The sequence below is a fragment of the Streptomyces sp. NPDC088766 genome (assembly GCF_044750845.1).
GTDB lineage: Bacteria > Actinomycetota > Actinomycetes > Streptomycetales > Streptomycetaceae > Streptomyces.
In genome coordinates, this window is record NZ_JBIVKQ010000013.1 from 55883 (window position 1) to 69136 (window position 13254).

Here is a 13254-nt window from a genome sequence, read left to right on the forward strand (position 1 = left end):
AGTCGTCCTTGGGGATGAGCGCATCTGTCCTCGAACAGTGCGTCAATGGAAGCAGGGCCCGTACTGTGGGTTCTGTCGCAGAGCTGGAGCTGGACGTCAGAAGGGGGCGCGCGAAGCCCATGAGCGGTGTCATGAAGCGTATGGGGATGATCTTCCGCGCGAAGGCGAACAAGGCCCTTGACCGGGCCGAGGACCCGCGCGAAACCCTCGACTACTCGTACCAGAAGCAGCTGGAGCTCCTCCAGAAGGTCCGCCGCGGTGTCGCGGACGTGGCCACCTCGCGCAAGCGACTGGAACTCCAGCTGAACCAGTTGCAGTCGCAGTCCTCCAAGCTGGAGGACCAGGGCCGCAAGGCGCTCGCGCTGGGCCGCGAGGACCTGGCCCGTGAGGCGCTCTCCCGCCGTGCCGCCCTCCAGCAGCAGGTCACCGACCTGGAGACGCAGCACTCGACGCTCCAGGGCGAGGAGGAGAAGCTCACCCTTGCGGCCCAGCGCCTCCAGGCCAAGGTGGACGCCTTCCGCACCAAGAAGGAGACCATCAAGGCCACCTACACGGCGGCGCAGGCGCAGACCCGGATCGGGGAGGCCTTCTCGGGCATCTCCGAGGAGATGGGGGACGTCGGGCTGGCGATCCAGCGCGCCGAGGACAAGACGGCCCAGCTCCAGGCCCGGGCCGGCGCCCTCGACGAACTCCTCGCCTCCGGCGCCCTGGACGACCCCACCGGCATCGCCAAGGACGACCTCCAGGCCGAGCTGGACCGGCTCTCCGGTGGTACGGATGTAGAGCTGGAGCTCCAGCGCATGAAGGCGGAGCTGGCCGGCGGCCCCTCGTCGGGGCAGCAGGCCATCGAAGGCGGCACCGACCCGTCGCAGAGCCGGCAGCAGCCGCAGGACACCCCGCGCTTCGACAAGCAGTAGCTTCGGCGCCGGGGCCGGAGCCGAGGAGGCCGACATGATCGTCCGGATCATGGGGGAGGGCCAGTGGACGCTGGCCGACTCCCACTTCGCCGAGCTGAACAAGCTGGACGACGAACTGCTGGCCGAGATGGAGGGCGGCGACGACGACGGCTTCCACCGCACCCTCGGTGCCCTCCTGGACGCCGTCCGCCGCTTCGGCGAGCCCCTTCCCGACGACGCCCTGGAACCGTCGGAACTGATCCTCCCGGCCCCGGACGCGAGCCTGGAGGAGGTCCGGGAGATGCTGAGCGACGGCGGGCTGATCCCCGGGTGACGGCGGGCCGCTCCCCGGGTGGCGGCGCGCGTGTCCGGCCCGTCGGGCGACCGAGGACGAGACCGCCCGGGCCGACGGCCGGGTCCGAGGGCGGCAGCCCCCGGCGGCGGTCCCGGCGGCGGCCACGAAAGCGGGCGACCGCCACGAAAGCGACGGTACGGAAAGTGACCCCCCTTGACCCCCCTCGCCCGAGCCCGGCGCCGGCTGAAGGCCCACCCCCTCGCCCTGGACTCCGCCCTCGCCGCCGCCGTACTGCTGTGCATGCTGGCCGGTTCCTTCGTCGACCCGCACGGCCAGCGGGGCGTCAGCTGGAGCCTGCGCACCCCTGACCCGCTCAGCCTGCTGCTGATCACCCTCGCCGGCGCCGCCCTCGTCCTGCGCCGCATCGCCCCCCTGGCGGTCCTCGCGGTCACCGGCACCTGCTCCGTGGTCGAGAGCGTCACCGGCGACCCCCGCGCCCCCGTCGCGATGTCCGCCGTCATCGCCCTCTACACCGTCGCCTCCACCACCGACCGCCCCACCACCTGGCGGGTCGGCCTGCTCACCATGACCGTCCTCACCGGCGCCGCCATGCTCGCCGGGCCGCTGCCCTGGTACGCCCAGGAGAACGTGGCGATCCTCGCCTGGACCGGCATCGGCGCCACCGCCGGGGACGCCGTCCGCAGCCGACGGGCCGTCGTGCGCGCCATCCGGGAGCGGGCCGAACGGGCCGAACGCACCCGCGAGGAGGAGGCCCGCCGCCGGGTCGCCGAGGAGCGCCTGCGCATCGCCCGCGACCTGCACGACGTGGTCGCCCACCACATCGCCCTGGTCAACGTGCAGGCCGGGGTCGCCGCCCACGTCATGGACAAACGCCCCGACCAGGCCAAGGAAGCCCTCGCGCACGTCCGCGAGGCCAGCCGCTCCGCGCTCAACGAACTCCGCGCCACGGTCGGCCTGCTGCGCCAGTCCGGCGACCCGGAGGCGCCCACCGAGCCGGCCCCCGGCCTCTACCGGCTCGACGAACTGGCCGGCACCTTCCGCAACGCGGGCCTCCAGGTCGAGGTGGCCCGCTCCGACCACGGCACCGAACTCCCCGCCGCCGTCGACCTGGCCGCCTACCGCGTCATCCAGGAGGCCCTCACCAACGTGCGCAAACACGCGGGGCCGCAGGCCAGGGCCGAGGTCAGCGTCGTCCGCGTCGGCCCCCACATCGAGGTCACCGTCCTCGACGACGGCGCCGGGGACGTGCCGGCCCCCGAGGACGGCGGCGGGCACGGCCTGCTCGGGATGCGCGAGCGCGTCACCGCCCTGCGCGGCGCCCTCACCACCGGTCCCCGCTACGGAGGCGGCTATCGCGTCCATGCCATCCTGCCCGTCAAGACCCGCTCCAGCGCCCCCGAGGACTCCGCGTGACCATCCGTGTCCTGCTCGCCGACGACCAGGCGCTGCTGCGCAGCGCGTTCCGGGTGCTCGTCGACTCCGAGCCCGACATGGAGGTGGTCGGTGAGGCGTCCGACGGGGCGCAGGCGGTCCGGCTCGCCAAGGAGGAGCGTGCCGACGTCGTCCTGATGGACATCCGCATGCCCGGCACCGACGGCCTCGCCGCCACCCGTCTGATCAGCGCCGACCCGTCCCTCGCGCACGTCCGGGTGGTGATCCTGACGACCTTCGAGGTCGACGACTACGTGGTGCGGTCGCTGCGCGCGGGTGCCTCCGGCTTCCTCGGCAAGGGCAGCGAGCCGGAGGAACTGCTCAACGCCATCCGGGTCGCCGCCGGCGGGGACGCCCTGCTCTCGCCGGCCGCGACCAAGGGGCTGATCGCCCGCTTCCTCGCCCAGGGCGACGCGGGGGGCGACGGCGGTGACCCGGACCGGGCGCAGCGGCTGTCGGCACTCACCGGCCGGGAGCGCGAGGTCCTCGTCCAGGTCGCCGGCGGCCACTCCAACGACGAGATCGCCGAGCGCCTGGAGGTCAGTCCGCTGACCGTGAAGACGCACGTCAACAGGGCGATGGCCAAGCTGGGCGCCCGCGACCGGGCCCAGCTCGTGGTGATCGCGTACGAGTCCGGGCTGGTCCGCCCAAGGGTGGACTGATCTCCACCCGGCCGTACTGCACCCGGAGTATGCGCCGTATAAGGAAACCGACCTGGGGCTTACGGATCGGGCTCTCTCCATGGCTCAGGGTGTAGGGGACGGCGCTCATGCGTGCTCGCGTCGTCCCTTTCCGTCCCTGCCGTGCCGCTTCTGCCGCTTTCAGAAGAGAGACCTGTAACCCATGTCCTGGCTGTCGAAGTTCAGCCTCGCGCAACGGGCCCTGATAGGCCTCGTGTCCATCATCGCGATCGTGTTCGGGGCGATCGCGATCCCGCAGCTCAAACAGCAGCTCCTGCCCACCATCGAACTGCCGGTGGTGTCGGTGCTCGCGCCGTACCAGGGCGCTTCCCCCGACGTCGTCGAGAAGCAGGTGATCCAGCCCATCGAGGACAACCTCGAAGCGGTCGACGGCATCACCGGCGTCACCTCCACGGCCAGCGAGGGCAACGCGGTCATCCTGGCCTCCTTCGACTACGGCAACGACACCAAGCAGCTCGTCGCCGACGTCCAGCAGGCCGTCAACCGGGCCCGCGTCCAGCTCCCGGACTCGGTGGACCCGCAGGTCGTCGCCGGTTCCACGGACGACATCCCGACCGTGGTCCTCGCCGTCGCCTCGGCCGGGGACCAGCAGGCCCTCGCCGACCGCCTGGACACGACGGTCGTGCCCGCGCTGAAGGACATCGACGGCGTCGGTCAGGTCACCGTCGACGGTGTGCGCGACCTCCGGGTCACCGTCACCCCGGCCGACGCGAAACTGGCCGAGGCCGGGCTGACCACCCAGTCCCTCGCCCAGGCCCTCCAGGCCGGCGGTGTCACCGTCGCCGCGGGCTCCTTCGACGAGGCCGGCGGCAACCGCACCGTCCAGGTCGGCGGCGGCTACACCTCCCTGCGGCAGATCCAGGACCTGGTGATCCCCGCGCGGCCGGGCGGCAAGCCGGTCCGCCTCGCCGACGTCGCCACGGTGAAGCAGGAGGAGGCCCCGGCCGCCTCCATCACCCGCACCGACGGCAAGCCCAGCCTCGCCGTGGCCGTCACCATGGACCACGACGGCAGCGCGGTCGCCATCTCCGACGCGGTCCGCGACAAGCTGCCCGCTCTGCGCGATGACCTCGGCGCCGGCGCGTCGATCACGGTCGTCAGCGACCAGGGCCCGGCGGTGTCGAAGTCCATCGAGGGCCTGACCACGGAGGGCGCGCTCGGCCTGCTCTTCGCGGTCCTGGTCATCCTGGTCTTCCTGGCGTCGATCCGCTCGACGCTGGTGACGGCGGTGTCCATCCCGCTGTCCGTGGTCCTCGCCCTGATCGTGCTGTGGACCCGTGACCTGTCGCTCAACATGCTGACCCTGGGCGCGCTGACCATCGCCATCGGCCGGGTCGTCGACGACTCGATCGTGGTCCTGGAGAACATCAAGCGCCACCTCGGCTACGGCGAGGAGCGCCAGACCGCGATCCTCACCGCGGTCCGCGAGGTGGCCGGCGCGGTCACCTCCTCCACCCTCACCACGGTCGCCGTGTTCCTGCCGATCGGCCTGGTCGGCGGCATGGTCGGCGCCCTGTTCGGCGCGTTCAGCCTCACCGTCACGGCGGCCCTGCTGGCCTCCCTGCTGGTGTCGCTGACCGTCGTCCCGGTCCTGTCGTACTGGTTCCTGCGGCCCCCGAAGGGCACCCCCGAGGACGCCGAGGAAGCCCGCCGCGCGGCCGAGGAGAAGGAGGCGCGCAGCCGCCTCCAGCGCTTCTACGTCCCCGTCCTGCGGTTCGCGACCCGGCGCCGTCTGACGAGCGTGGCGATCGCGGTCGTCGTCCTGATCGGCACCTTCGGCATGGCGCCGCTGCTGAAGACCAACTTCTTCGACCAGGGCGAGCAGCAGGTCCTGACGGTCAAGCAGGAGCTGGAGCCGGGCACCAGCCTGGCGGCGACCGACGCCCGGGCCAGGAAGGTCGAACAACTCCTCGCCGGCACCGAGGGCGTGAAGGACTACCAGGTCACCGTCGGCTCCTCCGGGTTCATGGCGGCCTTCGGCGGCGGCACCGACACCAACCAGGCCTCGTACCAGGTGATGCTGGAGGACTCGGCGTCCTTCGAGGACGTCCGGGACCACATCGAGGACGGCCTGAAGAAGCTGTCCGGCATCGGCAGCACCACGGTCGCCGCCGGTGACGGCTTCGGCAGCCAGGACCTGAGCGTCGTGGTGAAGGCGGCCGACGGCGAGGTGCTGCGCAAGGCTGCCGAGCAGGTCCGCGCCGCGGTGGCCGGCCTGGACGACGTCACGGACGTCACCAGCGACCTCTCGCAGAGCGTGCCGCGCATCTCGGTCGAGGCGAACGCGAAGGCCGCGGCGGCCGGGTTCGACGAGCAGACGCTGGGCGCGGCGGTCACCCAGGCGGTCCGCGGGACGACGGCGGCGAAGGCGACCCTGGACGACACCGAGCGCGACGTCGTCATCACCTCCGCCCGGCCGGCCACCACGCTGGCGCAGCTCAGGGCCCTGCCCCTGGGGCCGGTGAAGCTCGGCGACATCGCGACCGTGCGGCTCGTCGACGGCCCCGTCGCCATGACCCGCATCGACGGTCAGCGCGCGGCCACCGTCACCGCGCGGCCGACCGGCGACAACACGGGCGCGGTGAGCGCGGACCTGACGTCGAAGCTGGACGCGCTGAAGCTGCCGGCGGGCGCCACGGCCGAGATCGGCGGTGTCTCGCAGGACCAGGACGACGCGTTCAAGAACCTCGCCCTGGCGATGCTCGCGGCGATCGCGATCGTCTTCATGCTGCTGGTGGCGACCTTCCGGTCACTGGTCCAGCCGCTGATCCTGCTGGTCTCCATCCCGTTCGCGGCGACCGGCGCGATCGGCCTGCTGATCGCCACCGGCACCCCGATGGGCGTCCCGGCCATGATCGGCATGCTGATGCTGATCGGCATCGTGGTGACCAACGCCATCGTGCTGATCGACCTGATCAACCAGTACCGCGGACAGGGGTACGGCGTGGTCGAGGCCGTGGTCGAGGGCGGCCGCCACCGGCTGCGGCCCATCCTCATGACGGCGCTGGCGACCATCTTCGCCCTGCTGCCGATGGCCCTGGGCGTCACCGGTGAGGGCGGCTTCATCGCGCAGCCGCTGGCGGTGGTCGTGATCGGCGGTCTGATCACCTCGACGCTGCTCACCCTGCTGCTGGTCCCGACCCTCTACGCGGTGGTCGAACTGCGCAAGGAGCGGCGGGCGCAGAAGCGGGCGGCGAAGAAGCGCGCCGCCGAACCGGAGAGGACCCTGGAGACGGCCGGCGTCTGACCGGTGGACGCACCGAGGCCCCGGTCCGCAGTGCGCGGGCCGGGGCCTCGACGTCTGTCCCGCGGGCTGCCCTACGGCAGCGCCAGCATCCGCTCCAGCGCCAGCTTCGCGAACGCCGCGGTCTCCTCGTCGACCTCGATGCGGTTGACCAGCTTGCCCTCGGCCAGGGACTCCAGGGTCCAGACCAGGTGCGGCAGGTCGATGCGGTTCATGGTCGAGCAGAAGCAGACCGTCCTGTCGAGGAACACGATCTCCTTGCCCTCGGGCGCGAAACGGTTCGCCAGCCGGCGGACCAGGTTCAGCTCCGTGCCGATGGCCCACTTGGACCCGGCGGGCGCGGCTTCCAGGGCCTTGATGATGTACTCGGTCGAGCCGACGTGGTCCGCCGCCGCCACGACCTCGTGCCGGCACTCGGGGTGGACGAGCACGTTCACCCCGGGGATGCGGGCGCGGACGTCCTCCACCGACTCCAGGCTGAAGCGGCCGTGCACCGAGCAGTGGCCCCGCCACAGGATCATCTTCGCGTCGCGCAGCTGCTCGGCGGTGAGCCCGCCGTTCGGCTTGTGCGGGTTGTAGACGACGCAGTCCTCCAGGGACATGCCCATGTCGCGGACGGCGGTGTTGCGGCCCAGGTGCTGGTCCGGCAGGAACAGCACCTTCTCGCCCTGCGCGAAGGCCCACTCCAGAGCCCGCTGCGCGTTGGACGAGGTGCAGATCGTGCCGCCGTGCCTGCCGGTGAACGCCTTGATGTCCGCGGAGGAGTTCATGTACGAGACGGGCACGACCTGCTCGGCCATGCCGGCCTCGGTCAGCACGTCCCAGCACTCGGCGACCTGCTCGGCCGTCGCCATGTCGGCCATCGAGCAGCCGGCCGCCAGGTCGGGCAGGACCACCTTCTGGTCGTCGGAGGTCAGGATGTCCGCGGACTCGGCCATGAAGTGCACACCGCAGAACACGATGTACTCGGCCTCCGGGCGGGCGGCCGCGTCCCGTGCCAGCTTGAAGGAGTCGCCCGTGACGTCGGCGAACTGGATGACCTCGTCGCGCTGGTAGTGGTGCCCGAGGACGAAGACCTTGTCACCGAGCTTCTCCTTGGCGGCGCGGGCCCGCTCCACCAGGTCCGGGTCGGACGGGGAGGGCAGGTCGCCGGGACACTCGACGCCCCGCTCACTCTTCGGGTCGGCCTCGCGGCCGAGCAGCAACAGGGCGAGCGGAGTCGGCTGTACGTCGAGCTCCGTGGTCTGGGCGGTGGTCACGACACGCACCCTTTCTACTTTTCGTCGATCTGACGTTATCTATCATAACCCGCTTCACGTCACTTTGACGATGGTCATTGCGTCGATGTGACATGAATCCCGCGCGCCCCGGCACGGGCTCGTCCGCGGGCGCCGAGGGCCGCTGTTCGCCGCTGCCCGCGTGTGCGAGCATGAAAGAACGGGCGGAAGACAACTCGCCCGGCCCGTGGAATGAATCCGCGGCCCCGCCGGTTGAAACCGTCGGCAAGCAGTCTCCGTACAACCCGGGAGAGATGTAGATGTCCGTATCGGACGAGACCAGCACCGTCACCGACGGCATCATCCTGTCCGACGCCGCCGCGGCGAAGGTCAAGGCCCTGCTCGACCAGGAAGGCCGTGACGACCTGGCCCTGCGTGTCGCCGTCCAGCCCGGTGGCTGCTCCGGCCTGCGCTACCAGCTCTTCTTCGACGAGCGTTCCCTCGACGGCGACGTGGTCAAGGACTTCGACGGCGTCAAGGTCGTCACCGACCGCATGAGCGCCCCCTACCTGGGCGGCGCGTCCATCGACTTCGTGGACACCATCGAGAAGCAGGGCTTCACGATCGACAACCCGAACGCGACGGGCTCCTGCGCCTGCGGCGACTCCTTCAGCTAGGGCGTCCCGGTACTCGACGCGGAAGGCGGCGGCCCCCCCCGGGGGGCCGCCGCCTTCCGCGTGTCGTCCGGTCACAGCACTAGCGGGGCAGCCGCGCCCCCGGCTTCTCCAGGGGGACCTGCTTGCCGTCCGGGCCGACGACCGTCCGGTCGCCCAGCGGCTCGTCGAGCCGCACGGTCCGGTGGAAGAACTTGGCGATCTTGATGCAGACGGTGTCCGGCCACGGCGTCTCGGTCACGGTGACCTTCACCCGGTCCCCGCTCTCCACCGCCGTCGCCCGGTAGTCGGAGCACACCCCGCCCGTGAAGCCGACGACCAGTTCGTCGCCCTCGGCCGTGTAGCCGTCGACCTTCACGTCACGGGTCCCGGTGCCCGAGGTCGGCGCCGCGGACGGCGTGGCGGCCGGGGGTGCGCTCAGGAACTCCGGCTCGACCGCCGGATACGTCACCGTGTAGGCGTCCCCCGCCCCGGCCCCGCGCACCGAGAACAGCCAGGAGGGCACCAGCACCTGCCGGCCGCCCGAGGTGTGCGGGGCGAGCCCGAACACCGCGTCCTCGACCGTGAGCGTCTCCTTCAGGGCCACACCGGCCGACGTCCCGCACGGGCTCTCCGGCCGCTCCTGCGCCGGCACGGGCGTGGCGCAGCCGCCGATGCCGGCACGGGGATCGGTCCCCGGCGCCGCGTTCATCCGGTCCAGCGTCTCCTGCGCCCCCAGCACCGGGTACGTCGCCCCCTCGACCGGTGCCTTCACCTGGCCGCTGCCGGCGACGATCTCGCCCTGGGTGCTCACGGTGACGCCGGTCGTCCAGCCGTGGGTCGGCAGACCGTCGACCTCGGGGTCGGCGTTCACGACCCGCTGCGCACCCGTGACCTGGCTCGCGTCGATCGTGGCGTCGTCCTGCCCGACCGCCTTCAGGACCGGCGCCGCCGCCTTCTTCGCGGCCGCCTCGCTCACCGGGTCCGCGGACGAGGCCGTGGCCTCCGGCGCGCAGACGTCGGAGCCGTTCTTGCAGGCGTCGGTGCCGGGGGCGTACCGGCTGAACGTCCACAGGCCCGGCGCCCCCTTCTCCACCCGGAGCACCGGACCGGACCCGTCGTTCCCGGAACCGATCCGCCACGTCAGGCCTTCGGCCACCGGAGTGCCCTCGACCCCCAGTGCGCCCGCCAGCCGGGCCACCTCTGTCTGCGTCACCTCGCCCTTCGCCCAGTACACGGACGCCGAGCCGGGGCCCGCCGGGAGGGTGCCGTCGGCCCGGTAGGTCACCCCGTACGGGTTCGGCTCCCCGGGCGCGATGCCCTGCGGGCTCCCCTGGGCCGACGCCGGGGCGTGGTCGTCCAGCACGAGCGCCGACGGAGTGCCGGCCGCCGCGGGCGCCCGGCCACCGCCACCGGTGCCGTCTCCCGCACGGGAGGCGAGGAAGGCCCCGCCTCCGCCGACGAGCAGTACGGCGGCGGCGACGGAGGCGACGAGGACGACGGAGCGCCGGCGACCGCCCCGGGAGGCGCCGTCGCCGGGAGAGCGGCCGACGACGGCGTCGTCGGCCTCCTCCTCCAGGTCCGGACCCGCGTGAGGCGCCGGACGGGCCGCCGGCTCCTCCGTGTCGGAGGCACCGGCCGGGCCGAGGCTCCTCGCTTCCGCAGCCGTGCCGGGGGCATCGGCGGGCACCTCCGGGCCGGGCCGATGCGCACTCCCCTCGGCCCCGGCTGCCTCGGCCTCGCCGGCCTGCGCGGTCTCCTCGACCGTGGCCTCCTCCGCACGCGCCTCCTCCGGCGTACCCCGGTCCTGCGGGGCACGTCCGTCCTCCGGCCCGCGTGCGGCGTCGTCGTTGTCGGGTCGCTCGGTGTTCACCGCATCGCTCCTTCGGCTGCGCCGCTGTCGTACCTCACATCCCCTGCACGGGGGACAGCGATGGGACGCAGCGGGGGAGCGCACGGTTCCCCTGCTCGCGCCCCGGCCGAAAGAAGGGCCCGCGGAAGGCGGCCCGTACAGGGCCCGTGGGGGAGCCCGCGTCAGTTGCCGTACTCCGGCATCGCCTCCAGCAGCCGGGCCGCGGTCGCGGGGACGGTCACGCCGTGGATCAGGGACAGCGGCACCGGACGGGCCGCGCGCTTCTCCGGGGCGGTCCAGTGCGGTGCCATCCGGGCGCAGTCACCCCGCAGCGACGCCAGGTCGCCTTCGAGATCGGCCGGAGCGGGCGAGTGGACCTTGAGGTTCGTCATGACGGCACCGTATGCACGGTCGGGGGCGCGAAGAAAGATTTACTATCGGGTAGTTTCATCCGCTTCAACGGTCACGGTCGACCGGGTAGCGTGAACTGTCAATCCCCCTCCCACAGGAGAGTCCACGCCGTGCGCATCGCAGTCACCGGCTCCATCGCAACCGACCACCTCATGACGTTCCCCGGCCGCTTCGCCGACCAGCTCGTCGCGGACCAGCTCCACACGGTCTCGCTCTCCTTCCTGGTCGACAAGCTGGACGTACGGCGCGGCGGGGTGGGCGCGAACATCGCCTTCGGCATGGGGCAGCTCGGCACGAAGCCCATCCTGGTCGGCGCCGCCGGCTCCGACTTCGACGAGTACCGGGCCTGGCTGGACCGGCACGGCGTCGACACCGCCTCGGTCCGCATCTCCGAGACCCTGCACACCGCCCGCTTCGTGTGCACCACGGACTCCGACCACAACCAGATCGGCTCCTTCTACACGGGCGCGATGAGCGAGGCCCGCCTCATCGAGCTGAAGACCGTCGCCGACCGCGTCGGCGGCCTCGACCTGGTCCTGATCGGCGCCGACGACCCCGAGGCGATGCTGCGCCACACGGAGGAGTGCCGCTCCCGGAACATCCCCTTCGCCGCCGACTTCTCCCAGCAGATCGCCCGCATGGGCGGCGAGGAGATCCGCATCCTGCTGGACGGGGCGACGTACCTCTTCTCCAACGAGTACGAGAAGGGCCTCATCGAATCCAAGACCGGCTGGAGCGACGAGGAGATCCTCGGCAAGGTCGGCCACCGCGTCACCACCCTCGGCGCGCGCGGCGTGCGCGTCGAGCGGGCCGGCGAGGAGCCGATCGAGGTCGGCTGCCCGCAGGAGGAGCGCAAGGCCGAGCCCACCGGCGTCGGCGACGCCTTCCGCGCCGGCTTCCTCTCCGGCCTGGCATGGGACGTCTCCCTGGAGCGCGCCGCCCAGATCGGCTGCATGCTCGCCACCCTGGTCATCGAGACCATCGGCACCCAGGAGTACCAGCTCCGCCGCGCCCACTTCATGGACCGCTTCGCGAAGGCGTACGGCGACGAGGCCGCCGCCGAGGTCCAGAAGCACCTGAACTGACCCGGGGCGGCCGGCACCCCGGCCCACCCCGGCCCACCCGGAGCCGGCCCGGAGGACTCCGGGCCGGCTCAGACGAGCCGGCGGACCAGATGGGCGGAGCCCCGGTCCGCCGGCTCCTCGCCGACGTACTCCTGTCCCCGCATCTGGCACCAGGCGGGGATGTCGAGCCGGGCCGCCTCGTCGTCGGCCAGGATCCGCACGGTGCCGCCGACCGGCACGTCACCGATGACCTTCGCCAGTTCGATGACGGGGAGCGGGCAGAGCTTGCCGAGGGCGTCGACGACCAGCTCGTCCTCCCCCGTGACGGCCGTCGGCGTGGGCGTCCCGAGCTTGTCCCGCACCCCCGCCACCACGCCCGGCAGCACGGCGAGGAACCGCTCCACGTCCTCCTCGGCCGTCCCCGGCGGCAGCGACACCCGCACGTTGCCCTCGCTCAGCACCCCCATCGCCCTGAGCACATGACTCGGCGTGAGCGTGCTGCTCGTGCAGGACGAACCGGACGAGACGGAGAACCCCTCCCGGTCCAGCTCGTGCAGCAGGGTCTCCCCGTCGACATAGAGACAGGAGAAGGTGACGATCCCGGGCAGCCGCCGCTCCGCGTCACCCACCACCTCCACGTCCGGCACGGTCCGCGCCACCGCGGCCCGGATCCGCCCGGTCAGCTCCCGCAGCCGCGCCGCCTCGGCCGCCGCCTCCGTCCGCACCGCCCGCAGCGACGCCACCGCGGCCACGATCGCCGGGATGTTCTCGAACCCGGCCGCGCGCCCCGACTCCCGCTCGTCGGCGGGCCCTTCAGGAGCGAACCGCACCCCCTTGCGCACCACCAGCAGCCCCACCCCCGACGGTCCGCCCCACTTGTGCGCGCTCGCCGCCAGCAGCGACCAGGGCCCCGCCACCGGCCCCCACCCGAGCGACTGGGCCGCGTCGACGAACAACGGCACCCCCGCCTCCCGGCACGCCTCGGCCACCTCCGCCACCGGCTGCTCGGTCCCCACCTCGTGGTTGGCCGACTGAAGACAGGCGAGCGCGGTGTCCGGCCGCAGCGCCCCGGCGTACGACGCGGCGGTCACCGCGCCGGACCGCAGCACCGGCACCCGGGTCACCGTCCCGCCGGCCGACTCGAAGGCCCCGGCCGAATGGAGCACGGAGGAGTGTTCGACCGCTGACACGATCAGGTGGCGTCCGGCGCGCCGCCGGCCTGCGAGCGCGCCGGCGACACCGCTGTGCACGGCGCGCGTCCCCGACGGGGTGAACACCACCTCGTCGGGCCGGCACCCCACCGCCTCCGCCGCGGCCTCACGGGAGGCGTCCAGCAGCAGCCGGGCCCGGCGGCCCTCCCGGTAGAGGCGTGCGGGATCGGCCCACCCCTCGTCGAGGGAGGCCAACAGGGCCTGACGGGCCACGGGATGGAGCGGGGCGGCGGAGGCGGCGTCGAAGTAGGGCACACG

The 13254-nt window shown here is 72.5% G+C and carries 11 protein-coding genes; 7 read left to right on the forward strand and 4 right to left on the reverse strand.

The window, feature by feature from the left end; all coding sequences use genetic code 11:
* Positions 1 to 146 precede the first annotated feature (146 nt).
* From ACIP5W_RS19465 to ACIP5W_RS19485, 5 genes are all read left to right on the forward strand, one after another.
* Positions 147 to 917 (forward strand): PspA/IM30 family protein, encoded by a 771-nt coding sequence (locus tag ACIP5W_RS19465; RefSeq protein WP_401475040.1) that lies wholly within the window; start codon positions 147 to 149, stop codon positions 915 to 917.
* Between the two features lie 34 nt (positions 918 to 951).
* Entirely contained in the window at positions 952 to 1230 is a 279-nt protein-coding gene (locus tag ACIP5W_RS19470; protein WP_401474616.1) for a hypothetical protein, read from the forward strand.
* A 174-nt stretch (positions 1231 to 1404) separates the two neighbouring features.
* Positions 1405 to 2625, forward strand: a complete 1221-nt coding sequence (locus ACIP5W_RS19475) for a sensor histidine kinase (RefSeq protein ID WP_401474619.1) — start codon at positions 1405 to 1407, stop codon at positions 2623 to 2625.
* The gene (locus ACIP5W_RS19480) at positions 2622 to 3305 is read left to right on the forward strand and encodes a response regulator (RefSeq protein ID WP_401474622.1); all 684 of its coding nucleotides are present in this window, start codon (positions 2622 to 2624) and stop codon (positions 3303 to 3305) included. Before ACIP5W_RS19475 ends, ACIP5W_RS19480 begins: the two co-directional genes overlap by 4 nt.
* 181 nt (positions 3306 to 3486) lie before the next feature.
* Positions 3487 to 6591: an efflux RND transporter permease subunit gene (locus tag ACIP5W_RS19485; protein WP_401474625.1), complete on the forward strand. Its 3105-nt coding sequence runs from the start codon at positions 3487 to 3489 to the stop codon at positions 6589 to 6591.
* 71 nt (positions 6592 to 6662) lie between these two features.
* Here ACIP5W_RS19485 and nadA read toward each other — a convergent pair whose 3' ends face one another.
* Positions 6663 to 7847: a quinolinate synthase NadA gene (nadA, locus tag ACIP5W_RS19490; RefSeq protein ID WP_401474628.1), complete on the reverse strand. Its 1185-nt coding sequence runs from the start codon at positions 7845 to 7847 to the stop codon at positions 6663 to 6665.
* Between the two features lie 278 nt (positions 7848 to 8125).
* Here nadA and ACIP5W_RS19495 point away from each other — a divergent pair, with 278 nt between their 5' ends.
* Entirely contained in the window at positions 8126 to 8482 is a 357-nt protein-coding gene (locus tag ACIP5W_RS19495) for an iron-sulfur cluster assembly accessory protein (RefSeq protein WP_030794551.1), read from the forward strand.
* Positions 8483 to 8561: 79 nt separating this feature from the next.
* On the opposite strand, the gene ACIP5W_RS19500 is transcribed toward ACIP5W_RS19495, so the two are convergent.
* Positions 8562 to 10331 (reverse strand): hypothetical protein, encoded by a 1770-nt coding sequence (locus ACIP5W_RS19500; protein ID WP_401474632.1) that lies wholly within the window; start codon positions 10329 to 10331, stop codon positions 8562 to 8564.
* A gap of 161 nt (positions 10332 to 10492) precedes the next feature.
* Positions 10493 to 10702 carry a hypothetical protein gene (locus ACIP5W_RS19505; protein ID WP_401474635.1) on the reverse strand — a complete coding sequence of 70 codons (210 nt, stop codon included), beginning with the start codon at positions 10700 to 10702 and terminating at the stop codon, positions 10493 to 10495.
* Between the two features lie 129 nt (positions 10703 to 10831).
* On the opposite strand from ACIP5W_RS19505, the gene ACIP5W_RS19510 reads away from it, so the two are divergent.
* Positions 10832 to 11806, forward strand: a complete 975-nt coding sequence (locus ACIP5W_RS19510) for a carbohydrate kinase family protein (protein WP_401474638.1) — start codon at positions 10832 to 10834, stop codon at positions 11804 to 11806.
* A gap of 68 nt (positions 11807 to 11874) precedes the next feature.
* Here ACIP5W_RS19510 and ACIP5W_RS19515 read toward each other — a convergent pair whose 3' ends face one another.
* Entirely contained in the window at positions 11875 to 13251 is a 1377-nt protein-coding gene (locus ACIP5W_RS19515) for a cysteine desulfurase/sulfurtransferase TusA family protein (protein WP_401474641.1), read from the reverse strand.
* Positions 13252 to 13254 lie beyond the last annotated feature (3 nt).

What these genes read in the sequence shown, in the direction of transcription:
- ACIP5W_RS19465 (WP_401475040.1), top strand. Translation starts at nt 147, where the DNA reads ATGATCTTCCGCGCGAAGGCGAACAAGGCCCTTGACCGGGCCGAGGAC.
- ACIP5W_RS19470 (WP_401474616.1), top strand. Translation starts at nt 952, where the DNA reads ATGATCGTCCGGATCATGGGGGAGGGCCAGTGGACGCTGGCCGACTCC.
- ACIP5W_RS19485 (WP_401474625.1), top strand. Translation starts at nt 3,487, where the DNA reads ATGTCCTGGCTGTCGAAGTTCAGCCTCGCGCAACGGGCCCTGATAGGC.
- ACIP5W_RS19495 (WP_030794551.1), top strand. Translation starts at nt 8,126, where the DNA reads ATGTCCGTATCGGACGAGACCAGCACCGTCACCGACGGCATCATCCTG.
- ACIP5W_RS19505 (WP_401474635.1), bottom strand. Translation starts at nt 10,702, where the DNA reads ATGACGAACCTCAAGGTCCACTCGCCCGCTCCGGCCGATCTCGAAGGC.